This window comes from Parasphingorhabdus sp., assembly GCF_036963705.1.
Lineage (GTDB): Bacteria > Pseudomonadota > Alphaproteobacteria > Sphingomonadales > Sphingomonadaceae > Parasphingorhabdus.
The window spans coordinates 52,655-77,263 of record NZ_JBALUT010000007.1; the positions used below are offsets into that span (position 1 = coordinate 52,655).

Annotated in this window: 31 protein-coding genes, 1 tRNA gene and 1 other RNA gene; 19 read left to right on the plus strand and 14 right to left on the minus strand. The window is 54.4% G+C overall.

Features of this window, described 5'->3' with window-relative positions; all coding sequences use genetic code 11:
• Positions 1–51 precede the first annotated feature (51 nt).
• The 4 genes from dapF to ispZ are packed head-to-tail and all read left to right on the plus strand — an operon-like array spanning position 52 to position 3,678.
• Positions 52–855, plus strand: a complete 804-nt coding sequence (gene dapF / locus V7680_RS02920; protein WP_335651819.1) for a diaminopimelate epimerase — start codon at positions 52–54, stop codon at positions 853–855.
• Positions 852–2,117 (plus strand): tRNA (N(6)-L-threonylcarbamoyladenosine(37)-C(2))-methylthiotransferase MtaB, encoded by a 1,266-nt coding sequence (mtaB, locus tag V7680_RS02925; RefSeq protein ID WP_335651792.1) that lies wholly within the window; start codon positions 852–854, stop codon positions 2,115–2,117. Before dapF ends, mtaB begins: the two co-directional genes overlap by 4 nt.
• Entirely contained in the window at positions 2,114–3,043 is a 930-nt protein-coding gene (ftsY, locus tag V7680_RS02930) for a signal recognition particle-docking protein FtsY (protein WP_335651793.1), read from the plus strand. The genes mtaB and ftsY overlap by 4 nt, the downstream gene beginning before the upstream one ends.
• Positions 3,040–3,678 carry a septation protein IspZ gene (gene ispZ / locus V7680_RS02935; protein ID WP_335651794.1) on the plus strand — a complete coding sequence of 213 codons (639 nt, stop codon included), beginning with the start codon at positions 3,040–3,042 and terminating at the stop codon, positions 3,676–3,678. The genes ftsY and ispZ overlap by 4 nt, the downstream gene beginning before the upstream one ends.
• Positions 3,679–3,689: 11 nt before the next feature.
• Here the strand turns inward: ispZ and V7680_RS02940 are convergent, their stop codons facing one another.
• Positions 3,690–4,295 (minus strand): superoxide dismutase, encoded by a 606-nt coding sequence (locus V7680_RS02940; RefSeq protein ID WP_335651795.1) that lies wholly within the window; start codon positions 4,293–4,295, stop codon positions 3,690–3,692.
• Between the two features lie 182 nt (positions 4,296–4,477).
• Between V7680_RS02940 and V7680_RS02945 the strand changes: the two genes are divergently transcribed.
• Complete coding sequence (locus tag V7680_RS02945; RefSeq protein ID WP_335651796.1) at positions 4,478–5,041, plus strand: urate hydroxylase PuuD; 564 nt, start codon at positions 4,478–4,480, stop codon at positions 5,039–5,041.
• Positions 5,042–5,091: 50 nt separating this feature from the next.
• Here the strand turns inward: V7680_RS02945 and pspF are convergent, their stop codons facing one another.
• A complete protein-coding gene (pspF, locus tag V7680_RS02950) occupies positions 5,092–6,135 on the minus strand; it encodes a phage shock protein operon transcriptional activator (protein WP_335651820.1) in 1,044 nt (347 codons plus the stop codon).
• A 161-nt stretch (positions 6,136–6,296) separates the two neighbouring features.
• Here pspF and V7680_RS02955 point away from each other — a divergent pair, with 161 nt between their 5' ends.
• The 10 genes from V7680_RS02955 (at position 6,297) to V7680_RS03000 (ending at position 9,999) form a co-directional block, all read left to right on the plus strand.
• Positions 6,297–6,473, plus strand: coding sequence for a hypothetical protein (locus V7680_RS02955; protein WP_335651797.1), 177 nt, complete (start codon positions 6,297–6,299; stop codon positions 6,471–6,473).
• Positions 6,474–6,622: 149 nt separating this feature from the next.
• Positions 6,623–7,297: a phage shock protein PspA gene (gene pspA / locus V7680_RS02960; RefSeq protein WP_335651821.1), complete on the plus strand. Its 675-nt coding sequence runs from the start codon at positions 6,623–6,625 to the stop codon at positions 7,295–7,297.
• Positions 7,297–7,599, plus strand: coding sequence for an envelope stress response membrane protein PspB (gene pspB, locus V7680_RS02965; RefSeq protein ID WP_335651798.1), 303 nt, complete (start codon positions 7,297–7,299; stop codon positions 7,597–7,599). Before pspA ends, pspB begins: the two co-directional genes overlap by 1 nt.
• Entirely contained in the window at positions 7,596–7,979 is a 384-nt protein-coding gene (pspC, locus tag V7680_RS02970) for an envelope stress response membrane protein PspC (protein ID WP_335651799.1), read from the plus strand. The genes pspB and pspC overlap by 4 nt, the downstream gene beginning before the upstream one ends.
• Before the next feature lie 23 nt (positions 7,980–8,002).
• Positions 8,003–8,311, plus strand: a complete 309-nt coding sequence (locus V7680_RS02975) for a hypothetical protein (protein ID WP_335651800.1) — start codon at positions 8,003–8,005, stop codon at positions 8,309–8,311.
• Entirely contained in the window at positions 8,311–8,640 is a 330-nt protein-coding gene (locus V7680_RS02980) for a hypothetical protein (RefSeq protein WP_442954960.1), read from the plus strand. The genes V7680_RS02975 and V7680_RS02980 overlap by 1 nt, the downstream gene beginning before the upstream one ends.
• A gap of 13 nt (positions 8,641–8,653) precedes the next feature.
• Entirely contained in the window at positions 8,654–8,908 is a 255-nt protein-coding gene (locus tag V7680_RS02985; protein ID WP_335651801.1) for a hypothetical protein, read from the plus strand.
• Between the two features lie 33 nt (positions 8,909–8,941).
• Positions 8,942–9,202 carry a hypothetical protein gene (locus tag V7680_RS02990; protein ID WP_335651802.1) on the plus strand — a complete coding sequence of 87 codons (261 nt, stop codon included), beginning with the start codon at positions 8,942–8,944 and terminating at the stop codon, positions 9,200–9,202.
• 30 nt (positions 9,203–9,232) lie between these two features.
• Positions 9,233–9,463: a hypothetical protein gene (locus V7680_RS02995; RefSeq protein WP_335651823.1), complete on the plus strand. Its 231-nt coding sequence runs from the start codon at positions 9,233–9,235 to the stop codon at positions 9,461–9,463.
• 125 nt (positions 9,464–9,588) lie between these two features.
• The gene (locus V7680_RS03000) at positions 9,589–9,999 is read left to right on the plus strand and encodes a SufE family protein (protein ID WP_335651803.1); all 411 of its coding nucleotides are present in this window, start codon (positions 9,589–9,591) and stop codon (positions 9,997–9,999) included.
• Here V7680_RS03000 and V7680_RS03005 read toward each other — a convergent pair.
• From V7680_RS03005 to V7680_RS03030, 6 genes are all read right to left on the minus strand, one after another.
• On the minus strand, positions 9,996–10,532 hold the full coding sequence (locus V7680_RS03005) for a J domain-containing protein (RefSeq protein ID WP_335651804.1): 537 nt from the start codon (positions 10,530–10,532) through the stop codon (positions 9,996–9,998). The two genes, V7680_RS03000 and V7680_RS03005, sit on opposite strands and share 4 nt — an antisense overlap.
• A gap of 55 nt (positions 10,533–10,587) precedes the next feature.
• Positions 10,588–12,441 carry a hypothetical protein gene (locus V7680_RS03010; RefSeq protein ID WP_335651805.1) on the minus strand — a complete coding sequence of 618 codons (1,854 nt, stop codon included), beginning with the start codon at positions 12,439–12,441 and terminating at the stop codon, positions 10,588–10,590.
• Between the two features lie 175 nt (positions 12,442–12,616).
• Positions 12,617–12,984, minus strand: an RNA gene (rnpB, locus tag V7680_RS03015) — RNase P RNA component class A.
• 68 nt (positions 12,985–13,052) lie between these two features.
• Positions 13,053–13,739: an N-acetylmuramoyl-L-alanine amidase gene (locus V7680_RS03020; protein ID WP_335651824.1), complete on the minus strand. Its 687-nt coding sequence runs from the start codon at positions 13,737–13,739 to the stop codon at positions 13,053–13,055.
• Positions 13,740–13,767: 28 nt separating this feature from the next.
• A complete protein-coding gene (locus tag V7680_RS03025) occupies positions 13,768–14,409 on the minus strand; it encodes a histidine phosphotransferase family protein (protein ID WP_335651806.1) in 642 nt (213 codons plus the stop codon).
• A gap of 26 nt (positions 14,410–14,435) precedes the next feature.
• The gene (locus tag V7680_RS03030; protein ID WP_335651807.1) at positions 14,436–14,843 is read right to left on the minus strand and encodes a M67 family metallopeptidase; all 408 of its coding nucleotides are present in this window, start codon (positions 14,841–14,843) and stop codon (positions 14,436–14,438) included.
• A 40-nt stretch (positions 14,844–14,883) separates the two neighbouring features.
• On the opposite strand from V7680_RS03030, the gene V7680_RS03035 reads away from it, so the two are divergent.
• The 3 genes from V7680_RS03035 (at position 14,884) to mtgA (ending at position 17,575) form a co-directional block, all read left to right on the plus strand.
• The gene (locus tag V7680_RS03035; RefSeq protein WP_335651825.1) at positions 14,884–15,837 is read left to right on the plus strand and encodes an RluA family pseudouridine synthase; all 954 of its coding nucleotides are present in this window, start codon (positions 14,884–14,886) and stop codon (positions 15,835–15,837) included.
• A gap of 76 nt (positions 15,838–15,913) precedes the next feature.
• Positions 15,914–16,825, plus strand: a complete 912-nt coding sequence (rpoH, locus tag V7680_RS03040; protein WP_335651808.1) for an RNA polymerase sigma factor RpoH — start codon at positions 15,914–15,916, stop codon at positions 16,823–16,825.
• Between the two features lie 84 nt (positions 16,826–16,909).
• Positions 16,910–17,575, plus strand: coding sequence for a monofunctional biosynthetic peptidoglycan transglycosylase (gene mtgA / locus V7680_RS03045; protein WP_335651809.1), 666 nt, complete (start codon positions 16,910–16,912; stop codon positions 17,573–17,575).
• A 139-nt stretch (positions 17,576–17,714) separates the two neighbouring features.
• Here the strand turns inward: mtgA and clpX are convergent, their stop codons facing one another.
• Both clpX and V7680_RS03055 read right to left on the minus strand, forming a co-directional pair.
• The gene (gene clpX, locus V7680_RS03050; RefSeq protein ID WP_335651810.1) at positions 17,715–18,986 is read right to left on the minus strand and encodes an ATP-dependent Clp protease ATP-binding subunit ClpX; all 1,272 of its coding nucleotides are present in this window, start codon (positions 18,984–18,986) and stop codon (positions 17,715–17,717) included.
• Between the two features lie 138 nt (positions 18,987–19,124).
• Positions 19,125–19,769, minus strand: coding sequence for an ATP-dependent Clp protease proteolytic subunit (locus tag V7680_RS03055; RefSeq protein WP_335651811.1), 645 nt, complete (start codon positions 19,767–19,769; stop codon positions 19,125–19,127).
• Between the two features lie 145 nt (positions 19,770–19,914).
• Between V7680_RS03055 and V7680_RS03060 the strand changes: the two genes are divergently transcribed.
• On the plus strand, positions 19,915–20,526 hold the full coding sequence (locus V7680_RS03060; protein WP_335651812.1) for an ATP-dependent Clp protease proteolytic subunit: 612 nt from the start codon (positions 19,915–19,917) through the stop codon (positions 20,524–20,526).
• A 47-nt stretch (positions 20,527–20,573) separates the two neighbouring features.
• On the opposite strand, the gene tig is transcribed toward V7680_RS03060, so the two are convergent.
• The 4 genes from tig to V7680_RS03080 all read right to left on the minus strand — a co-directional run.
• On the minus strand, positions 20,574–22,127 hold the full coding sequence (gene tig / locus V7680_RS03065; RefSeq protein WP_335651813.1) for a trigger factor: 1,554 nt from the start codon (positions 22,125–22,127) through the stop codon (positions 20,574–20,576).
• Positions 22,128–22,182: 55 nt separating this feature from the next.
• Positions 22,183–22,267, minus strand: a tRNA-Leu gene (locus V7680_RS03070).
• Between the two features lie 90 nt (positions 22,268–22,357).
• Positions 22,358–23,845 carry an Asp-tRNA(Asn)/Glu-tRNA(Gln) amidotransferase subunit GatB gene (gatB, locus tag V7680_RS03075; RefSeq protein ID WP_335651814.1) on the minus strand — a complete coding sequence of 496 codons (1,488 nt, stop codon included), beginning with the start codon at positions 23,843–23,845 and terminating at the stop codon, positions 22,358–22,360.
• 187 nt (positions 23,846–24,032) lie between these two features.
• The coding region (locus V7680_RS03080; protein ID WP_335651815.1) for an amidase family protein at positions 24,033–24,609 on the minus strand (577 nt) is incomplete at its 5' end.

Consider the following 24,609-nt stretch of genomic DNA (forward strand, 5'->3'; position numbering starts at 1 on the left):
TAGCCGAAACACTGGACACCCGCGAACTGCATCCCTAAATCGCCTGTCATGATGACCGGACGCTTTCACAAAATGCACGGGCTGGGCAATGATTTTGTCATCGTCGATGCGCGGGAGCAAGAGATAGAATTGTCTGCTGCAAAGGCCACCGCCATCGCCGACCGGCACAGCGGGATCGGCTGTGATCAGCTGATCATCTTGCGGCCTTCCGAAATTGCCGACGTCAGGATGCAGATATTCAATGCCGACGGCAGCGAAGTAGAAGCCTGCGGCAACGCATCGCGCTGCGTCGCCAAGTTGATCGGTGAAGAAACCCGGATCGAAACCACAGGCGGCATCATCATCGGCAATGCAACCGCCGATGGCGCGATTGTTGATATGGGCGCGCCCCGGTTCGAGTGGCAGGCGATTCCGCTCGGCTATGCGATGGATGTCCTCAACATGCCGGTAGGCTGGGAGGATTTGCAAAACCCCTCCGCCGTCAATGTAGGCAATCCGCACGTGATTTTCTTTGTCGATGATAGCGCGATCGTGGAACTGGATCGTCTGGGTCCGATGATCGAGGTTGATCCGCTGTTTCCGGAAAAAGTGAACGTCAATGTCGCTCATATTACAGACGGCGTGATCCATTTGCGCGTCTGGGAACGGGGCGTCGGCTTGACTCAGGCTTGCGGAACCGGCGCCTGCGCGACCGCGGTTGCCGCGATCAAGCGCGGCCTCGTGAGCAGTCCGGTACAAGTCGAATTGCCTGGCGGATCGCTGATAATAAGCTGGCAAGCCGGAGAAACGATCCAGATGCAAGGCCCAACCACCTATGTCTTTTCCGGTGAAACCGACTGGAGCCAGTTCGGATGACCGCGCCGGAAATGATCAGCATGGGGTGTCGGCTCAATATCGCAGAAAGCGAAACATTGAGGCAGAATCTGCTCGCCAGCAATATTGATGGTGACAATCTGATCATCGTAAACAGCTGTGCGGTGACCAATGAAGCGGTGAGGCAGACTCGCCAGACGATCCGTCGGGCGAAGAAAGCCAATCCCGAAAAAAATATCATCGTCACCGGCTGCGCTGCACAAATTGATCCCGCGATGTTTGCGGACATGCCGGAAACCAGCGCAGTGGTCGGCAATGGCGATAAATACGACCTCTCCAATTTTAAACTCGGCTTGCAAAGCAATCGTCCGGATATCCGGGTTTCCGATATCATGCGGATAACCGAAACCGCTCCGCACATGGTCAGCGCCTTTGCCGACCGGTCACGCGCCTTTGTCGAAATACAGAATGGCTGTGACCATCGCTGTACATTCTGCATCATTCCTTTCGGTCGGGGTAACAGCCGCTCGGTGCCTGCCGGTCTGGTCGTCGATCAGGTCCAGGCCCTGGTTGACAAAGGCTTTCAGGAAGTCGTTCTGACCGGAGTAGATGTCACCAGCTATGGCCCTGACCTGCCTGGCGAGCCGACATTGGGCATGCTGATCGAACGTATATTGAAACATGTTCCGGCCCTGCCCAGGCTCCGGCTTTCGTCTCTGGATGGTATCGAGATTGATGATCGCCTGTTTGATTTGCTGACAGGAGAGGTGCGGCTGATGCCCCACATCCATTTGTCGCTCCAGTCGGGCGACAATATGATCCTCAGGCGAATGAAACGCCGGCACAACCGTGAACAAGCTATCGCACTCGTCCAGCGGCTCAAAGCCAAGCGGCCGGAAATCGCCATCGGAGCGGATATCATTGCCGGATTTCCCACCGAAGACGAAGCGATGTTTGCCAACAGCCAGTCTATCATCGAGCAATGCGATATCGTTCACGGCCATATTTTTCCCTACTCCCCGAAGCAGGGTACACCAGCGGCAAAAATGCCTCAGGTCGACGGACAGGTGATCAAAAGCAGAGCCAAGATATTGCGCGAAACGGTGGCGAGGCGCGCCCAGTCGTGGCACCAGTCCTTGGTCGGGTCGCGACAATCGATACTCGCGGAAATGTCGGGTGATGCCGGCTATTCCGAGAATTTTGCCCGTATTCAGCTGGATGAACCAGTAAGCAAAGGCCAGATTGTTCCGGTCGACATTATCGCTATCGACGATAAGCAATTGATTGGCAGGGTAGCAGCGTGACCGAAAATAGCAGTTGGAAAGACCGCCTGTTTGGTGGGTTTGGCAAGACATCCTCGCGGTTGACAGAGAATCTCGCCGGGTTGGTGACCAAGGCCAAGCTGGATGAAGCGACGCTCGACGATATCGAAGATGCGCTGATCATGTCCGATCTCGGCCCGGCTACCGCCGCGTCGATCCGCGAGAAGCTGGCGGTCGAACGTTTTGAAAAGGGCCTGAGCGAACATGCGGTGAAGGAAATCATCCAGCGCGAAATCGCCGCGATCCTGGAACCCGTCGCCATCCCTCTGGAGATAGACGCCTTTCCGCGGCCACAGGTGATTTTGGTCATCGGCGTCAACGGTTCGGGCAAGACCACCACCATTGCCAAGCTGGCCCATCTTTTCCTCGAACAGGATTATGGCGTCATGCTGGCCGCCGGTGACACGTTCCGCGCGGCAGCCATCGGGCAGCTGAAAATCTGGGCCGAGCGACTGGGCGTACCGATCATCAGCGGTCCGCAAGGTGGCGACAGCGCCAGTATCGTTTACGAAGGCGTGAAACAGGCTACAGCGACCGGGATCGACGTGTTAATCGTTGATACAGCCGGACGGCTGCAGAACCGTACCGAGTTGATGGACGAACTGGACAAGATCCGGCGTGTGCTAGGACGGCTCAATCCGGCAGCGCCGCATAATGTCGTACTGGTGCTCGACGCGACAACCGGACAAAATGCCCTGTCTCAGATCGAGGTATTTCGGGACGTCGCCAAGGTCACCGGTCTGATCATGACCAAGCTGGACGGCACCGCGCGCGGCGGTGTGCTGGTAGCGGCGGCGAAGCAATTTGGCTTGCCGATCCATGCCATCGGCATCGGGGAAACCGTCGACGACTTGAGGCCGTTCAAGGCCGAAGATTTAGCCGCAGCCATAGCCGGGATAGAAAAATGACCGAAGCAACCGCAATTGAAGAAATTCCGAAAGAGCACAGAGGCCTGAGCTTCGCGCTCGATTTCGGTCCGCTGCTGATCTTCTTTCTGGTCTACAAATTCGGGGCGCCCGAAGGCAGTCCGATCACCGCAGCCATTTATGGCACCGTCGCCTTCATGATAGCGATCGTCATTGCGATGATCATCTCCAAATGGAAATTGGGCAAAATCTCACCGATGATGTGGATGTCCGCTATTCTGATTTTGGGATTTGGAGCGCTGACGATTTATTTCAACGACCCGCGCTTCATCCAGCACAAGCCGACGATCATCTATACCGGCTTTGCGGTGATATTGTTCGGCGGGCTTTTGCGCGGAAAAGCAATGCTGAAAAGTCTGCTGCAGGCGGCTTTCGAAGGCCTGAGCGATGAAGGTTGGCTGAAATTGTCCCTCAACTGGGGCATATTTTTCCTGGCAATGGCGGTGATCAACGAACTGATGGTTGCGACTATGAGTTTCGACTGGTGGCTGACCATAAAGGTATGGGGCGTGCCGGCGGTCTCGTTCCTGTTCGCGATGGCCAATATCCCGATGCTGGTCAAACATGGATTCGCGGTAGAAGAAAAGCCGCGCCCTGAAGATCAGGACGCGGCTTGAATTAGATAATATTAGCCCTGATCGGCGCGGCTGACGCCGTCTCCGTCGAGGTTCAAAGCGACAAAGTCCCAGTCAATTGCATTGTCGAGCAGCGCCGAAACATAGTCAGGGCGCGCATTCTGATAATCCAGATAGTAGGCATGTTCCCAGACATCGAGCGTAAACACGGGCTTGACGCCATGAGCGACTGGCGTGTCAGCATCATGGTAGGAAGTGATTTTTAATTCGTCGCCGTCGAGTACCAGCCAAGCCCAACCACTTGCGAAATGGCCGACAGCCTCGTCCTTGAACTTGGACTTAAACGCTTCGATCGAACCGAAGCTGCTTTCCAGACGATCTTTCAACTCGCCGGAGATTTCCTTTTTCTCAGGTGACAGGCACAGCCAGTAGAAACTGTGGTTCCAGACCTGCGCCGCATTGTTGAACAAGCCGCCGTCTGACGCGGCGATGATTTCCGAAAGCTTCTTGCCTTCATGATCGGTGCCCTTGATCGCGTCATTCGTCTTCGTCACATAGGCATTGTGATGCTTGCCATGATGATAGTTGAATGTCTCTTCGGAGATCAAATCTCCAAATGCCGTTTTCGCGTAAGGCAGGGGGGGAAGTTCAAAAGCCATATTCTATTTTCTCCATTTTTTTCGAGATACGCAGGGTCAACGCATCAATCTCCATTAAGATGCAAGTCCAATTATCGAATTGATCCTGCTGTCGAGCGAAAAGTCCATTTTTTCGTGACATACTGATGGTGCGAGCATAATGTTGCACCCTTATTACAAATAATATCCTGGGGGGATGCACAATGGCGAAATTTTTTGGAAATCTGAATGCAGTGATGATTGTCGGCCTGATTGCCGCGTTCGCGCTGATGTTTGGCATTGATGGTGACATGGTAACCGGCAATGCGATCGGCCGCTGGCTGCACTTGTTCTTCGGTGTGCTGTGGATCGGTCTGCTTTACTATCTGAACTTTGTTCAGGTGCCGCTGATGCCAACCATTCCCGATGAACTCAAACCCGCCGTCGGCAAGCATATCGCGCCGAAAGTATTGTTCTATTTCCGCTGGGCAGCTTTGCTCACCGTGGTAACCGGCCTTTATGTCGCGTGGGCGAGTGGTTGGGCCCATCAAGCGATGACCCTGCAAGCGCCATTTCAATTGATCGGTATCGGCATGTGGATTGCCATCATCATGGCCGCCAATGTCTGGTTCATCATCTGGCCCAAACAGAAAAAGGTTCTCGGCATCGTCGAAGCCACAGCAGACGAGAAAGCTGCAGCCGGCAAGATCGCGCTGATGGCATCGCGGACCAATGTCCTGCTCTCGTTGCCAATGTTCTACGCGATGGTAAACGCCAACGCCGGGTAAAAGTGGAAGAAATGGAAGCATCAAAAGGGGGCCTCGCGGCCTCCTTTTTTTTATCCCAGCAGATCGTGGCGTTTCAGCGAATGACGCAGCTGGTCATAGGTAAGGTTCAACGCCTTGGCGGTCTGCCGCTGATTGTAGCGCGATTTGGCAAGTGCCGACTCCAAGATTCTTTTCTCAAAGGCCTCGACCGCTGCCTTCATATCGTCAACATCGTCAAAACCGGAATCGTCCGGAGCAGGCTGGCTGTACGCGACAGGTGTTTCTGCAGCCCGAGGCGCATCCGGTTCTGCTTCCGCTTTTGCGGAGGTCTCTCGGGGCTTCCAGGGAGAGGCGAAGGGATCGAACACGATGTGATCTACCGGTATCGAATGGTCATTCCACTGATAGACGGCACGTTCGACCACATTGCGCAATTCACGAACATTGCCCGGCCACTCGTGCCGGTTCAGCGCCTCGGATGCGAGCCGCCCGAAGCCGGGCCAGGATGGCCATTCGAGCTCTGCCGCCATGCGACGGCCGAAATAGTCCACGAGCACCGGAATATCGCCTTCCCTTACCCGGAGTGGCGGCAAGGTCACGACTTCGAAGGAGAGGCGGTCAAGCAAGTCGGCGCGGAATAATTTCTCCTGCGCCATTTTCGGCAGGTCGGCGTTGGTAGCGGCGACGATACGGACATCGACGCGCTGCGGCCGCGAGGACCCGATTCGGGTGATTTCGCCATATTCGACCGCTCTGAGCAGCCGCTCCTGCGCTCCGGTCGACAATGTCCCCAGCTCATCGAGGAACAATGTGCCACCGTCGGCCTCCTCGAAGCGCCCTGCCCGCGCCTTGGTCGCGCCGGTAAAAGCGCCTGCTTCATGACCGAATAATTCCGCTTCTATAAGGGTTTCGGGCATTGCCGCGCAATTCAAGGTGATAAACGGCCCATCCCAACGCAGGCTGAGGCGATGGAGCCGCTCTGCGATCAGCTCCTTGCCGGTTCCGCGTTCACCGACTACAAGTACCGGACGGTCCAATGGCGCCGCCCGGCTGGCTTTTTCCACAGCATCGAGAAAAGCTCCCGATTCCCCGACAAATTGGCTTTCGCGTTCCATGGCCAACATATAGTGCCAATGCCTATTAAATAGCAATTAATACTAAGTTCATCTTGCGCAAAAAATCATAATATCACGTTTTATCAATATGTTAGTGCGTTTGGCACGACTTCTGCAATGTTGGTTTCATACACGAAACGAACCAACATTTGGAGGATAGCATGCCAACATTGAACAAATTGAGCCGCACCGATGTTTCCGCGATCATCTCAATCCTGCTCTTCGGCGTGACGATCCTGATCAGCGCCGTCGGACCTGCACAGGCAGAAGGCACGGTCGCCAGCAACCAAATCGCTTCCCCACCTGTCAGCTTGATTAACCTAGGTTATCGGGCATGACAGACAAAATGGCCGGGACCACTTCATTCCCCCTTGCCGAAGTCAAGTCCCGGCCACCTTTTGAAATTGAACAGGTTGATGTAGAACAGGACTGGAGTAACGGTTCGAACAAGTTCAAACCCAACCACAGACGCAACCGGAGTATGTACATGGCAGGTATTTTTTCAAGAACGCGCGACATCATCGCAGCCAATGTTACCGACATGCTGGACAAGGCAGAAGACCCGTCCAAAATGATCCGGATGATCATTCTCGAGATGGAGGAAACGCTGGTTGAAGTTCGCGCTTCTGCCGCTCGCACGATAGCCGACCAGAAGGAAATGCGCCGGCATATCGACAAGCTCGATCACCTCACCGAGGACTGGAGCGAGAAAGCCCAGCTCGCGCTCTCGAAGGATCGCGAAGATCTCGCCAAGGCCGCTCTGGTTGAAAAGCGCAAGGCAGCTGACATGGCGGATCAATTGAAATCGGAAATTCAGGTACTCGATGATGCGCTGCGCGCGTCAGAAGGTGACATCGCCAAATTGCAGAAGAAACTGCAGGAAGCGCGCTCTCGCCAGAGCAGCCTGGTCAACCGTCTCGAAAGCGCTGAAAACCGCGTCAAACTCCGCGAAATGTACAATGGCGAAAAGATGCAGGATGCTTTTTCCCGCTTTGAATATCTCGAACGCCAGGTCGATTTTGCCGAAGGCCGTGCCGACTCCCTGAATATGGGCGGAGAACCGCAGAGTCTGGAAAACCAGATCGCGGCGCTTGAATCGAGCGACAAGGTTGATGAAGAACTGGAAGCCATGAAGGCGGCCATGAAAAAAGGTGACGCATAATGCAGGAAGAACTCATCATCATCCCCATCGTCATGGGAACATTGTTCATCGGACTGCCATGGTTGATTTTCCACTATGTCACAAAATGGAAAACCGCGGCGACGATCACCAACGAAGATGAAAATCTTCTGGAAGAATTACACCATATGGCCCGCCGTCTGGACGACCGGATGGAAACCATCGAACGGATAATGGCAGCAGACAATCCTGATTGGCGTCAATCAGCGCTTCCGGCTTCTACCCCCGCCCCTACGCTCGAAAATTTTGACGAGCTGCTGAAAAAAGAAAGGCATCCATCATGAGCTCCTCCCGGACCAAATTCTATCTCGACAAGAAACGCGCTAAATGGAGCGGAGTCTGTGCCGGGATTGCTGACTATACCGGGATTAATGTGGCCTGGATCCGTCTGGCAGCGATTATCGCGACGGTAACGTTCGCCTTTCCCTGGACCTTGATCGCCTATTGGATCGCAGCAAAAATTTCCGAGCCGAAACCGAGCGGCATGTATCTGAGCGATCCGGAAGACACCAAATTCTGGCAGGGCGTGCGCCAGTCACCGCGCCGCACCACCCGCGATATCAAATCGCGGTTCCGGGAAATCGATCGCAAGCTGGCCGACATGGAACTTTACTACACCAGCAAGAATACGACGCTGTCGAACGAAATAGAAAATCTGCGCTAAGCAGCTGAATTGGGAGAATGGACATGGATTGGGGAAGCCCGGAATTTGTAATCGCGATCATCGCGCTGTCCTATGGAGGTTGGATCGTCAACAACTGGATCCGAGCCAAACACGGCTATGAACTCGAAGATGAGTGGGGCGGAAAGTCCAGCAAGTCTGCCAAGTCCAGCCCGGACGAGCAGCGCAAGATCGAATTGCTCTCCAACGAAAATCAAGAACTGGTCGGCAAGATCGATCGGCTACAAGAACGGCTTCAGGTGCTCGAACGGATCGCTACAGATCCCGCCAGACGCACAGCCGACGAAATTGAAGCGCTGCGGGAGAAGAACTGATGGATCCGGATAAAGTCGCCTTGATAAGCTCTCTTGCTCCCATGATAGCAACCGTAGCAGCCTTCGCGGTTGGCGGTTGGGTTCTCACCACCTGGATGCGGATCAAGAACGGCTATCCCTTGGAAAATCAATGGGGCAAGTCGGTCTATCCCAAGACCGATCAGGAAGCAGTCGAGCGCGTTAAATTGCTGACCAACGAGAATGCCGAGCTTCGCGCCGAATTGGGTTCGGTCAAAGACCGGCTCGCCAATGTCGAACGGATTGTCACCGATGACAGCCACAGACTGACGCAGGAAATAGAGCAACTGCGCGACAAACGCGCGAACTGAAGGGACAGGATTGATGGAAGGAATAATCGCGCTGCTGATACCATTTGGAGCTTTTGCCGTAGCAGGCTTTGCCATCTGGACAGCCCACCAACGCAAGATGGTCAAGATGCGGGGCGAGTTTCCTGCAACCCATGATGCCGATGCAGAGCGGATGCGCGAGGAGATGAAATATCTCAAAGACCGTGTCGCGGTACTCGAACAGATTACCACCGATGGCCACAGCACACGGCAATTGGAAAGCGAAATCGAACAATTGCGCGACCGTTAATCGGGGGCCGTGCAAGCCGGAGGGAGTATTTACATGAATCCATTTGAAATGGTTGTTGCCATCATCGTCGTCATCACAATCGGAAAAGTGCTCAGCACGCGGTTCCGCGCGATGCACGGAATGACCGAGGACAAAGACGGCAATGCGATGATCGCACATGATCCCAATGCCGGACGGCTTCAGGAAGAAGTGAAATATCTCAAAGAGCGCGTCGCTGTACTCGAGAAGATAGCCACCGATGATCGCGGAGCCCGCGAGTTGGAAAAAGAGATTGAAAAATTGCGCGACCGTTGATCCGGTCCGGAAAGTAGAAGGACAAGCATGATGCAAGAACCTGCCTTTTATCTGATTACCGCAGCCTTTTCGCTCATAGGACTGACGGTCGTTGCTCTGGTTTCGCTGCGTGGATGGCGAGACTGGATTGCCCTCAAATCCCGCGAGATCGAACAGCGACGCGAAGACAATCCGCCCACCGCGACATCGCGGATCGAAGTCGCGGATCTCAAAGAGCGGATTCGCAAATTGGAAGCCATCGCGGCGGGCGTTGAGCTTTAACAATCCAAACGGAAAGCCCATCCGTGTCGAGCGAAGTCGAGACACATCAGAGCCTCTCGACTGCGTTCGAGGCGAACGGTGAAAAGGAGTGACCTTGCTTCCTCAGCCTGCTAACCGCCCTCCCCATGAGCAAAATTGACGACCTGATCGAAGAATATGAATTTCTGGAGCCCGATGATCGCTATCGACTGCTGATCGACCTTGGCAAACAACTCGATGTCATGCCGGACGCCCTCAAAACAGATGCAACATTGGTGCGCGGCTGTTCCGCCTCGGTCTGGGTTTATCCGACACAACTGGACGACGGACGGCTGCATTTTCTGGCTGACAGCAATGCCGCCATAACCAAAGGCATTATCGCGCTTGTGCTGGAAACCGTTCAGGATCAGCCGGCGGACCAAATCACCAGCACCGATATCGCGGCCGTGCTCGAACCTTTTGATCTGAAGAACCAACTGAGTTCAAACCGGACCCAGGGCATTCCCAATATGATCGGGCTAATTCAGGAAACTGCGTCCCGTCTGCAAAAAGCCTAGACCGGCTTCCAGACCCGCCGCTCCTCGGCAATCCGCAAAACGTCGAAAGCCGCCTGGGCCGCCTGGAATTTTTTGGCTGCATCGGCATCGCCCGGATTAACGTCGGGATGATATTCCTTGGCCATCGAGCGCCACGCCTTTTTCACCGATTCGAACTCGACATCAGGCGTCAGATCAAAAATTTCCAGCGCGGTCATTTCATCGCGTGAACGGCTGCCGTCTCCGGATCCCATCCAGCTGTAATGCGCCGCTTCCTGATAGGCATTGGCATCGCGTTGCTCGTCGGCTTCGCGCTTCTTCCGCTCTTCCTTGTCGAGTCCTTCGAAATAATCCCACCCGCGGTTATATTCGGCTGCATGGGTCTGGCAGAAATACCAGCGTTCGGGACTGTTGGGGGATTTTGGCGCAGGACAGTTGCCCGCTTCATCGCAACCGTGCCGGTCACAAATCTTGACCTGCTGCGTTTCGCGGGAGCTTTCATAGCTTCCCCAACGGGGGAAGCCCCAATTATCTGATCTTTTTGCTTTTGGCATTTGCTATTCTTATCGGAAAAGCTCGGTGATCGCCAGCCTTTAGAATTTTTGAATATCAGGGCGTTTTGAACTGGATGAAATTTGTAGCAGTGGAACAGCCCAGACCACCATCGGGGCGGTAGCTTTTCTCGTAACTTCCCTTGGCGATTATCTTTTCGCTCGCTTTGGTGAAGCCGAATGGCGGATATGCCATCACAATACGTTCATTGACCACTGTTCCGTCGGCCGTAATGTCATATTCCGCTTTGGTAAAACCGGTAATACCCATGTGCAGCATATTGCTTGGATATAAAGAGGACAAGTATCCGGTCGATAGCAATTTGGGCCGGGCATCGACCGCAGCACATTGCCCGGCTGACAGGCCAGTCGCCTGGAAAGCAGTCCGGGCAGAATCCTCTGCCCCCAGCTGCTGAAAAAGCGACGCCAGACGAACCTGCGCTCCGATTTTCAGCGGATGCTTTTCCTGCAGCTCTGGATCATCGATAACCTCCTGCAACAGCCCGATAACGTATTCGCTGTTTTTGCCCCGTTTTTCGGAATCATTTATAGTCAGATTCAATATCGCACGAATGGTGGCGTTTCCCTGAAATTCAGGTTGCGCTTTCAGTCGCTTCAGATGTTCCAGAGACGAATCTCTGTCGTCGAATGGCTTGAGCAATTGCAGAAATGCAAGAACCTCCACAGGTGCAGACACTTCCCTAGCCCGGTCAATAGCGAGATCAAGAAATTCAGCCTGCTTGTTATAAGTAAAGGCGGCGTTCCTGGAGAGCGCATACCATGTAAAAACACCCTTTTTGGGCTGCTTTGCATAAGGTTTATCGTCGCCAAACGAAGCCAATTGGTCGGTCAGCTTCAAGGCGAACGCAGCATCGGACAGCTCATTCTGCGGCTCGACATTCTCTTTTCCCAGCCACTCCACGATATTTTCACTCAGGAAGGAACGAGGCGAAGGCTGCGGCGGGGTTTCCTGTGTGCATCTGAGTTCCAGCCTGGTGAGCGCCCGGTAGAAAGGATCAATCGTCGCGACTTCATCCGCCGTCCAGGACCAGTTTTTCACCGCTTGCGCAAACAGAACCGCAATTTTCTGAGGCTTGTTGGAATATATCGGCCGAGAATAGGTGACAGTGCCGTTGCTTGAAATTCCGAACTCCACAACTACCACATCATCCGAAAAGATATCTTTGGCAGGATCACAAGCCGGCAGGGAAACATCGCTTGCCTTTAGGAAAGCCGAGCCCTCGAAACGCCCTGCTCCGGTGTAGCTCAGATATTGACGCATTCTGTCAGGATCATCGAGCAAGGCAGACGCCGTCGCATGATCGCTGCGCGCCTGAATATCATTGATATAGACGCTTTGGGTCAGACCGCCGAGGAGTGAAACCGCCTTGCCTAACTGACGTCTAGCCTCAGCAAATTGCTGCATATTCAAATGGGTCCGGCCAAGCATCATGGCTGATTGCGCCCGAAGATCCTTGTCGATGCTTTTGTCCGATTGCGCGACTTCATCGACCTGCTTCGCAATCTCCAAGGCTCTATTTGTGTCGGTGAACATCAGCACAGCGATCGCCCCGACCATGATATTGATTTTAACAGCGGGACGATCGTCAAATTCAGCCGCCTGAAGATAATATTCGCCAGCGGCCGCATAATCATAGCGATTGTAAGCCATGCTCGCCAAAAATTTGTTCGCGATTAATATATCAGCCGCGTAATTTGGCAGAGTCTGGTCGATCTGATCGAGCGCCGTGATGAAATTCTTCTGGGCCTCCAGATTACGGCCAAGCTGAGCGAGGGCTTCGCCCTTGCGGATCAGGATCGATGACTGAACATTGATGTCGCTGAGCGACTTCTTCTCCAGCTCTTCAAAGCTTGCCAGAGCGTCGTCGAAACGCTGTTCCGCCAGTGCCATAGATCCTTCGTCAAAGATCTGTTGCGCAGTCTTCCCTTGGACCTGGGCCTGTACTTGTACAGACAAGGCCAGCGTCAGGGCCAATATTGAAGATATAATCAGACGAACAGATAACATCTTGGCCACTCCGTTTCAGAGCCCTTATTTGACATGTAAACTGAAGCAAATGCAATAAAATACCAGAGGGTCTGTAAGCCGGGTTCTGTCCATCCGTCGAAACGGAATAGCCAGCCATTCATCTAGGCCATGCATTGCTGCGTGGCTCAAGCAACCAACCCGGGCAGCAAGCCGAAAAAGCCATATGCCGCCCCTATTTGGTTTTGCTCCAGGTGGGGTTTACCATGCCAGGCCTGTTGCCAGCCCCGCGGTGCGCTCTTACCGCACCCTTTCAATGTCACGTGACCGAAGTCGTCGCGACCTGCTTTCTGTTGCACTTTCCCTAGGGTTGCCCCCGCCGGACGTTATCCGGCACCTTTTAATCGTGGAGCCCGGACTTTCCTCCCTCCTACGCTAAAGCTTCGGCGGGCGAGCCCGACACGCAGAATATCGCAGCGGACTTGTTCGCCGAAGCTTTAGCGTAGGAGGACGGCTGGCCGACCCTCTGGTTCGCCCTATTTAGAGATTCCGCGCTCTCTGTCCAACATTAAAGACAAAAGCAGCGAACGGCATTCGCCGTCGATCACGCCGTCGATGTTTTTGGGCCGGAAACGCCGTTGAAAGGCGACAACGGCTGCGGTCTGCTCGGAAATATCATAGCCAAATCGTTCCAGCGCCAGCATGAAGCCCCCGTCGGTCCACGGTGGATCGTTCAGTTTCAGGCCCGGTTTTTTTAAAGCTATGCCGTGTCGGGCCAGTCGTTCCCAGTCGAATAGTTCCCCCGGATCCTGCTTGCGCGCGGGCGCCAGGTCGCTGTGCCCGATCACGTTGGATGGCAGAATATCGTGACGCTTTACGATCGCGCGAGCGAGCCGGGTCACCGCATCCATTTGCTCTTCCGGAAACGGAACATAGCCCCATTCATGACCGGGATTGACGATCTCGATGCCGATGCTGGCGCTGTTCACGTCGGTGATACCACGCCAGAAACCGCGGCCTGCGTGCCATGCCCGCTTTGCTTCATCGACCATCTGGACGATCTGGCCATCCTCGGTCACGACATAATGGGCAGAGACTTTCGCATCGGGATTGGCCAGCCAGCTGATCGCCGAAGCGGCGTCCTTCATGCCGGTATAATGCATCACGAGAATGCTGATCGGTAGCTGGCGGTCGTCAAAATTGGGAGACGGCGTCGATATCATGTCCATGAATGATCTCCCCTTTTTAGCCTCAAGCGGTGACAATAGCACCCAAAAGCAATTCTGTCGGCGATGGAGGAGAAATTCTCAGATCCCCGCCATTTTGCATCGCCAGCTCGCGGGTCATCCACGCGGCAGCGGTACGAGCGCTGAGATCGATCTGTTCGATCGTTCCGTCAAGAGCGGAACGAATACCGCTGTCCATGGCGATTTTAATCCCCTCGGCCCGAACGACGACCTCGATACCCAGTTCGCCCTTTTCGGCGCCAACGTCCAAAGTGCCGCCTCTGACCAGAGATTCTTTCGCTATCAGCGCCAGATTGAGAAGAATCTTGATCGCCTTTTTCGGCAGAGCGTCGGCTTGCAATGCCCAGCCCAGCGTAATTTTTCCCGAATCGCCAATCAGGGATTCGATCAGGTTGCGCGCTTCTGCCGGATCGACTTCGTCACCGAAACCGCCAGCGGCACCAAAGGCGAGCCGGAAATATTTCAGCTTGTCCGCCGACACCCTTGCGCTGTCGGCCAGCAGATCCATGCACCGGTCACGCATGACCGGATCGGTTTCGTCTTCGAGCAATTCGAGACCATTGTTGATCGCTCCTACCGGGCTGAGCAGATCATGGCATATTTTTGAACACAGCAGAGCGGCCAGATCAACTTCACTATTCGACATAAAAACGCGCTTTCAAACTATGGTTACTATTTCGCCGCTGTTTGGCCTTTTGCTCCGGAGCAATCAAGCTCCATCGCGATGAAACGGCCATATATTTCGCCATTATCGGCGCTATGCCATGCCGCAGCATCCTGACCGTTTAGAATCAGCCAGACCCTGCCATCGGGTGCCGCGCTTTCGGCATCGGTTATAGAGGGCGTTACCGTTCCGGCGGGATGCGAATGATAATAGCCGAGAATGGGCTCGCCCCCTCCCCGCTGGGCCCGCTCGGCGGCGATCAATATTGCGGGATCGATCTCGAAATGCCGGCAAGGATCATCAGCGACATTTCGCGCTGCGCGATAGCCGCTCACCCTGCCCTCGCGACCAAAGAGAATTCCGCAGATTTCCTCGGGCGCGGCAGCAAGGGCAAATAGCTGGAGTTCCGCCAACATGGCGCTTGATATAAAGACTTGCATGGCCCACATCTACGCGATGAACGAGGGGCAATCTACAATATCCGGAACATTACCGGATTCTCAGAAGAAACAGCGTCTCGATGCGGCTTTGACAGAAGCGGTAGAGGGGCTTTCCCGTGAACGGGTAAAATCGTTGATTTCAAACGGAAACCTGCTGATTGATGGAGTTAAATTCACCGATCCGTCTGCCAAGAAGCTGAATGGCAAGGCCTTTGAGCTCAATATACCCGAGCCGATTGAAGGGCCGGCGCTGGCGCAAGATATTCCGCTTGATGTGGTATTCGAAGACACGCACCTGATCATAATCAACAAACCGGCAGGTCTGGTCGTCCATCCAGCGGCGGGGCATCCCGACGGAACGCTCGTCAACGCGCTGCTGCACCATTGCAAGGGCGAGTTATCGGGCATTGGCGGCGTGACCAGGCCTGGGATCGTCCACCGGATCGACAAGGATACGTCGGGACTGATGGTCGCGGCCAAAACCGATGCCGCGCACAAGGGCCTGAGCGCCCTGTTCGCAGAACATGATATCGAACGTCGCTATATGGCGATCGTCAACGGCAGACCCAATCCGGCCTCGGCGACGATCGAGGGCAGTATTGGCCGGAGCAATGTCGATCGCAAGAAAATGGCGGTGGTCGGCGATGACCGCGGCAAATTGGCGATGACCCATTATACGGTCAAGGAAATGCTCGACGGGGCTGCTTTGGTAGAATGCACGCTCGAAACGGGCCGCACCCATCAGGTCCGCGTGCACATGACCCATATCGGGCATAGTCTCATTGGTGACCCGCTATATGGCACTCGTCGAAAATCTTTGCTTTCCCGGCGAAAAGATATTCAATTTGGACGGCAAGCCCTGCATGCTGCTAGTCTTGGATTTGTTCACCCCATAACGGACGAAAAATTAACGTTTTCTGTCGATTTTCCGGACGATATGCAGGAACTATTCATGAAGTTGCGGATATAGGTAATACACCCTATATAAGTTTTTGACCAAAGGGTGCTTAATGAGGCCCGGCGGCACAACATAAGAAGGAACGAAAATGGCTAATGGTAGCAATGTTCCGGCAAAAATCCCTGCCTTAGGGGGGGACGCGAGCCTGAACCGGTATCTCTCGGAAGTTCGTAAATTTCCGCTATTGACCCCCGAACAAGAATATATGCTGGCGAAACGCTATTCTGAACATAAGGATCAGGAAGCAGCCGCCCAATTGGTTACGTCGCATTTGCGGCTCGTCGCCAAGATCGCGATGGGTTTCCGCGGCTATGGCCTGCCTGTTTCGGATCTGATTTCCGAAGGCAATGTCGGCCTGATGCAAGGCGTCAAGAAATTTGAACCAGAACGCGGTTTCCGCCTCGCGACCTACGCGATGTGGTGGATCCGTGCGTCGATTCAGGAATATGTGCTGCGCAGCTGGAGCCTCGTCAAGATGGGGACAACCGCTGCCCAGAAGAAGCTTTTCTTCAACCTGCGCCGGATGAAGAATAATCTCGATGCGTTTGAAGATGGCGATCTCTCGCCGGAAGACGTCCGGAAAATATCTACCGATCTCGGCGTTGCCGAGCATGAAGTGGTCAATATGAACCGCCGCATGTCGATGGGTGGAGATGCTTCGCTGAACGTCTCGCTTTCTTCCGAAGATGGCGATGGCGGCCAATGGCAGGATATTCTCGAAGACGACGGCCCGCTGCACGATGAATCGATCGCTGCTGCCCAGGAAGCCGACTTCCGTCACGAAATGCTGACCGAGGCAATGGGTTCGTTGAACGAACGCGAACAGCATATTCTGGCTGAACGTCGTTTGTCGGAAGATCCCAAGACGCTTGAAGACCTGAGCAAGGTTTATGAAGTGAGCCGCGAGCGCATAAGACAGATCGAAGTCCGTGCGTTTGAAAAACTGCAAAAGGCGATGCTCCGCATTGCCGGTGAGAAGAAGCTTCTCGCAGCGGCTTAACGCTAAATCCGGTTGTAAAACCAAATCGCATGACGCCCCGAAACATGATTTGTTTTCGGGGCGTTTTGCATTTAGATTGCCGCGATGCGGGCAATTAAATTTCTCTTCAAATTGATGGTATATTTCGTTCTGATCACTGTAGCGTGGGTCGGACTTTACGCCATTGTGCCGCCGCCGATCACGGCGACCATGATCATGGACGAAAACAGCATCACCAAGGACTGGACCAGCTTCAGTGATATTTCCCCCAACATGGTGCGGGCGGTGATCGCTGCCGAGGATGGGAAATTCTGCAGCCATGACGGCTTTGATACCGAAGCGATCCAGAAAGCGATCAAACGCAACGCCCAGGGCGGCAGAATAAGAGGTGGATCAACGATCTCACAGCAAGTCGCGAAAAATGCTTTCCTCTGGCAAGGCGGCGGATTTTTCCGCAAGGGACTGGAAGCCTATTTCACCTTCCTGATCGAGACGATCTGGAGCAAGAAACGGATCATGGAGGTCTATCTCAATCTGGCGGAGACCGGAATCGGAACTTATGGCGTGCAGGCCGGTGCCCAGCGCTATTTCAACAAGGATGCGAAAGACCTGACCAAGATCGAGGCTGCGCGCATCGCGGCTGCCCTGCCCTTGCCCAAGAAACGGGCCGTCAACGGCGCCAGCGGCTTTACCCGTCGCTATGGCAACACGATTGCGGCACGGATTAATGTTGTGCAGAACGAGAAGCTGGACAGCTGCATCTATAAATGATCGCGCCGCCGCGAAGGTGGCAATGCGGCGATGAGGAATAGCGATGCGCGCCCGCTCAAAAAGCAAAAGCCGCATCGCAGATGCGACACGGCCTTAGCTCTATCAATATAATCGATCCCGGGATTAACCGAGCAAACAGTTAAGCGGCGTCTTCCTTCTTCGCCTTGCTGCTCTTCGCGATCACCTTCACCGGCTCTTTCGTGCCAGCGACAACATCCTTGTCGATCACGATCTCGTCCACGCCTTCAAAGTCGGGCAGGTCGAACATGGTATCGAGCAGGATATTCTCGACGATGGAACGCAGTCCACGTGCACCGGTTTTGCGTTCGATCGCTTTCTTGGCAACCGCGATCAGAGCATCATCGGTAAATGTCAAACCGACGTCTTCCAGCTCGAACAATTTGCTATACTGCTTCACCAGCGCGTTTTTCGGTTCCTGAAGAATCGTCACCAGAGCGTCGATATCAAGATCTTCGAGCGTTGCGATAACCGGCAGACGACCAACAAATTCAGGGATAAGGCCGAATTTCAACAAATCTTCTGGCTCGCCCTGGGCCAGAAGCTCGCCGACACGGCGTTCTTCCGGAGCCGCCACATGGGCGCCGAAACCGATTGATTTTCCTTCAAGGCGATCGCCGATGATCTTTTCCAGACCAGCAAATGCACCGCCGCAGATGAAAAGGATGTTGGTGGTATCGACCTGCAGAAATTCCTGCTGAGGATGTTTGCGGCCGCCCTGCGGTGGAACGCTGGCAGTGGTACCTTCCATCAACTTCAGCAAAGCCTGCTGAACGCCTTCACCGGAAACATCGCGAGTGATCGACGGATTTTCAGCTTTACGGCTGATCTTGTCGATTTCGTCGATATAGACAATCCCGCGCTGGGCCTTCTCTACATTATAGTCGGAAGCCTGGAGCAGCTTGAGGATGATATTCTCGACATCTTCACCGACATAGCCGGCTTCGGTCAAGGTCGTCGCGTCAGCCATGGTGAAAGGCACGTCAAATGTCTTCGCCAGGGTCTGCGCCAGCAATGTTTTGCCGCAGCCGGTTGGACCAACCAGCAGGATGTTGGATTTTGCCAGTTCGATATCACCGGATTTGGCAGCGTGGTTGAGACGCTTGTAGTGATTGTGGACAGCAACCGACAGAACGCGTTTTGCGCGTTTCTGGCCGATCACATAATCGTTCAACACATCGCAGATTTCTTGCGGCGTCGGAACTTCGCCATCCTTGCGGCCGGTTACGGTGCCTTTGGTTTCCTCGCGGATGATGTCGTTGCAAAGCTCGACACATTCATCACAGATGAAGACCGTGGGGCCCGCAATCAGCTTGCGGACTTCATGCTGGGATTTGCCGCAGAAGGAGCAATATAATGTGCTCTTCGAATCAGATCCCGTCAATTTAGTCATAAAAAGTCCTCTAAAGCGGATAGCCTTGTAATCTAACCGTCAAATTCCAAAATGCCACCGCTTTTTTCACGGCTTTCCTAGCGCAAAGCCAAGTCTATCAAATAGTGCTTAAATTTAGTTTAGGGTGACGCTAACTGCTTATTTAGCATCTTCCGTGGGTACCGGACGCTTGTCGTAAACTTCGTCGACAATCCCGAATGCCTTGGCTTCATCAGCCTCGAGGAAAGTATCGCGATCCATCGCCTTTTCAATGTCGGCCACCGATTTACCGGTATATTTGGCATAGAGATTGTTCATGCTTGCACGGATCCGGAGGATTTCCTTGGCCTGGATTTCGATATCCGATGCCATGCCCTGCGCGCCGCCGGAGGGCTGGTGCACCATGATCCGGGCGTTGGTCGTTGCCATCCGCATGCCAGGTTCACCAGCTGCGAGCAGGAAGCTGCCCATCGAAGCCGCTTGTCCGACGCAAACCGTACCGACCCGGGGACGGATATATTGCATGGTATCGTGGATCGCCATGCCGGCGGTCACGACGCCGCCCGGCGAGTTGATGTAAAGATAGATATCTTTCTTGGGGTTTTCCGACTCCAGAAACAGCAATTGCGCGGTGATGATCGATGCCATCCCGTCTTCAACCTGCCCGGTGACGAACACGATCCGCTCACGAAGCAGGCGCGAAAAAATGTCGAAGCTGCGTTCGCCACGGTTGGATTGTTCGATAACAACCGGAACAAGGGCGTCCACAACTGGATTGCGATCGCCAAAATCAAACGGATTCATGAAATTTCCTTTATTACTGACAGCCTATATCTGGACTCTGTGCCCCGCAATCAACCCCCGATTGCACCAACATGACATTGCGCGCCTTTTATCCTCGGTCTATGGGGATTTCAAACATCTTATCCATCGTTCGCAGGAGAGCTATATGTCCGCATTTTCGCCATCTATTACCCCATTTGTCAGCGAAGAGGAGAGCGACGGCCCGAATCCGATGGGTTTGATGATGAATAAATTTCTCGAAACGCGGACCATTTTGATTTTTGGCGGCGTCGATCAAAAACTGGCAGAACGAGTATCGGCACAGATGCTGTATCTTGACCATCTCAGCCATGATCCGATCCGCCTGATGATCAACTCACCGGGTGGCCATGTCGAGTCCGGGGACACGATCCACGATCTGATCAACTATATCGAATCTCCCGTCGCTGTCGTTGGCACCGGCTGGGTAGCAAGCATCGCGACCCATATTTTCCTTGGCGTTCCAGCCAAGCAGCGTTTCTGCATGCCCAATACACGCTTTCTGATCCACCAGCCATCCGGCGGTGCTGGCGGCAAGGCTTCCGATATCGCTATCCAGGCCGAAGAAATCGTCAAGATGCGCGAACGGATTGCCCACAAGATTGCCGAAGCAACCGGACAGTCTCTCGAACGGGTATTGAAGGATATTGATCGCGACTATTGGATGTCTACCGAAGAAGCCAAGAAATATGGTATTCTCGGCACGGTCATCAACAAGGCCAGCGAAGTCAGCTTCTAAAAAAATTCCCGCCGGGCAGGTTCTCCCTGCCCGGCGGAATATTCATATTATTTCTTGGCCGGCGCCTTTTTGGCAGCCGGTTTTTTTGCGGCTGGCTTCTTGGCAGGGGCCTTGTCGACAGCAGCCTTGGCCGGAGCCTTCTTTGAAGCAGCTTTCTTGGCTGGCGCTTTTTCAGCTTCTTCCTTGGCAGGAGCCTTTTTAGCAGCTGGCTTCTTGGCAGCGGCTTTCTTGGCCGGTGCTTTTTTCTTGGCTGCTGGCTTGGTTTCAGCCTCGTCTTCTGCTTCGATTGCAGCTTCCAGTTCTTCGCGCGTAACTTTGCGGTCGGTTACTTCCGCCTTGTCAAACAGGAAGTCGACGACCTTGTCTTCGTACATTGGCGCACGAAGCTGAGCTGCGGCCATTTGATCCTGCTGGATATACTGGACGAAGCGATCACGGTCTTCCGGACGATATTGCTGGGCAGCCTGCTGGATCAACATTCCCATTTCCTGCTGGCTGACTTCGACGCCATTGCTCTGGCCGATTTCTGACAGAAGCAAGCCAAGACGGACACGACGCACCGCGATGTCGCGATATTCGTCTTTCTCGTCTTCCATTTCCTTGCGAGCAGCTTCGGCGTCTTCATCCTGAGCGGCTTCCTGCTCGAGCTGCTGCCAGATCTGGCTGAACTCGGCTTCGACCATGCTCGGTGGCACTTCGAAATCATGATTGGCGGCGAGCTGATCAAGCAGCTTGCGCTTCATATGAGTGCGGGTCAGGCCGTTAAGTTCTTGCTCGATCTGCCCCTTGAGCAGTTCGGTCAGCTGATCAATACCTTCGAGGCCCATGGATTTCGCCATTTCGTCGTCGGCCTTGGCAACCTTTGGTTTCTGCACCTCGCCGATGACCACATCGAACGTCGCGTCTTTGCCCTTCAGGTCTTCGACATTATAATCGTCAGGGAAGGTCACTTTGACGAGGACTTCGTCATTGGCCTTCTTACCGACCAGCTGGTCTTCAAAGCCAGGGATCAAACGGCCGGAGCCCAGTTCGATCGCCATGCCTTCGCCCTTGCCGCCGTCAAACGGTACGCCGTCTACCTTGCCTTCGAAATCGATCAGACATTGATCGCCGACTTGGGCTTTGTAGGATTTGGCTGCGGTTTCGAACTGCTTCTGGCTCTCTGCAAATTTCTGCAGCGCTTCATCAACGGTTTTCTTGTCCGCTTCGACCTGGAGACGTTCCAGCTTCAGACCTTCGACATCCGGTGTCGGGACGTCCGGCAGGATTTCGAGGTCCAGCTTGACGTTCGCGTCCTTGCCAGGCTCATAGCCTTCGTCGAGATTGACATTAGGCTGCATCGCCGGACGGAGCTTGTTGTCCGTCATGGTCTTCTCGATGCTTTCCTGGATCGTGCTCGAGAGCGCGTCCTGCATCAGGGCATCATTGTGCATCTTGCGCACAAGATTGGCCGGAACCTTGCCTTTGCGGAAGCCGGGCATATTCACCTGCGGTGCCATTTTCTGCACCTCGGCATCAACCCGCGATTCGATATCTTTCGCGGTGATTTTGATTTCATAGGCCCGTTTCAGACCTTCGTTCAGCGTTTCAACAATCTGCATGACTATCCTTTGGTGCCTTAAATTCGGTGTTTTTCAATAGATATTGCGACAAACTTGGTGCGGGCGAAGGGACTCGAACCCCCACACCCTAAGATACCAGAACCTAAATCTGGCGCGTCTACCAATTCCGCCACGCCCGCCCAGTTACGTCGTCAAACTCTATCGAAGTACGATTGACCCGCGCGCCTAGCGTAAAGGCACGTTGAGGGCAAGTGTGGTTTGCGAACGAATCAACCCAGCGTCTTCTTGAGGAGTTCGTTCACCACCTGCGGATTGGCCTTGCCCTGCATGGCTTTCATCGTCTGACCGACAAAGAAACCGAACAACTTGTCCTTGCCACCGCGATATTGGGTGACCTTGTCTTCGTTGGCGGCCATCACGTCAGCAATGACTTTCTCGATCGCGCCGGTATCGGATTCCTGTTTCAAACCCTGCTCTTCTACGATTTTCGTAGCACCCTCACCGGTTTCGAGCATGATCTCGAATACCTGCTTGGCGATTTTGCCGGAAATCGTGTCGTCGGCAACCAGGCTGAGCAATTCAGCGGCCTGCGCCGGGGAAACCGGACTATTCTCGATATCGAGCCCCATCCGGTTAAGCGCACCGAATAGTTCGGACGTCACCCAGTTGGCGGCGCTGCTGGCGATTTTTTCGGGCTGGTCGGTGGTTTCGAGCAATTCCTCAAACCAAAGAGCGGTCTCATGCTCTGCGGTCAAGACAGCCGCATTATAGGCGCTCAGACCGAGCACGCTCTTGTAGCGGGCGCGTTTTTCGTCCGGCAATTCCGGCAGGCTTGCCTTGCAGTCGAAGATGAAATCATCTTCCAGTTCCAGCGGCAGCAGGTCGGGATCGGGGAAATAGCGGTAATCATGCGCGTCTTCTTTCGAGCGCATCGACCGTGTTTCGTTCTTGTCCGGATCGAACAAGCGGGTTTCCTGCACAACTTCGCCGCCGTCCTCGATCAGATCGACCTGACGCTGGGCTTCATATTCGATCACCGCCTGGATGAAGCGCATCGAGTTGACATTCTTGGTCTCGGTACGGGTGCCGAGTTCGCCGCCGGGCTTGCGGACGCTGACATTGACGTCGGCGCGCATCGAACCCTGTTCCATATTGCCGTCGCATGACCCGACATAGCGCAGGATCGAACGCAGCTTGCGGACATAGGCCGCGGCTTCCTTGGGCGAAGTCATATCCGGCTTGGAGACGATTTCCATCAAGGCTACGCCGCAGCGGTTGAGATCGACGTAAGACATGGTCGGATGCTGATCGTGCATCAGCTTGCCGGCATCCTGTTCGATATGGATACGCTCGACACCGATCGCCTTGCCGTGAGCATCGGGATCTTTTTCGTCGAGCGAAATCTGGATCACGCCCTCACCCACGATCGGATGGTAAAGCTGGGATATCTGGTATCCCTGCGGCAGATCGGCGTAAAAATAATTCTTGCGGTCAAAGCGCGAATATTTGTTGATCTGCGCATTGATCGCGAGACCGGTGCGCACAGCCTGACGGACGCATTCGCCGTTCAGCGTCGGCAACATGCCGGGCATGGCCGCGTCGACGAGACTGACCTGCGTATTCGGTTCTGCGCCAAATTCGGTGGAAGCCCCGGAGAAGAGCTTCGATTTGGAGGTGATCTGGGCGTGGACTTCAAGGCCGATTACGACCTCCCATTCGCCGGTTCCACCCTGGATACGATATGTTGATTCAGTCATATGGATTCTTCCGCTTAATTCTTCCATGCAGGAGCAAGTTATTCCACCAATCAAAATACCTGCTGAAATTATGCAATTGAAACGTTAGTAGGCAGTATATCCACAGTATTGCAGCCCAGACGGTCCACAATAAAACAGACAATATCGGCTTAAAAACCAATTCATTGATTAACTCGCCCAACAAATTTCACCACCACTGTTCCGGTTTCGCCACGAATCCAGCCCGTTCCTCGATTGCCAGACCTGCGTTGAACACGCTCTGCTCATCCAGCGCCTTGCCGATGATCTGCAGGCCGAGCGGCAAGCCCTTGCCGTCCAGTCCGGCGGGCACCGACATCGCGGGCAGTCCGGCCAGCGAGCTGGGCACGGTGAACACGTCGTTGAGATACATGGCCAGCGGATCGTCGCTTTTCTCGCCCAGACCAAAGGCTGCGCTTGGCGCGGTCGGGGTCAGCAGCAGATCACAGCTGTTCCATGCCTTGTCGAAATCCTGCGAGATCAAAGTCCGGACTTTCTGCGCCTGGGTATAATAAGCGTCATAATAGCCGGCGCTCAGCACATAGGTCCCGATCATGATCCGGCGCTTCACTTCCGGACCGAAGCCGGCTTCGCGAGTGGCGGCATACATGTCCTGCAGCCCTGCCCCGTCCGGCAGATCGCGCAGACCGTAACGCACGCCATCATAGCGGGAGAGGTTGGACGATGCTTCGGCCGGTGCGATGATATAATAAGCCGGCAGCGCATATTTGGTGTGCGGCAGCGAG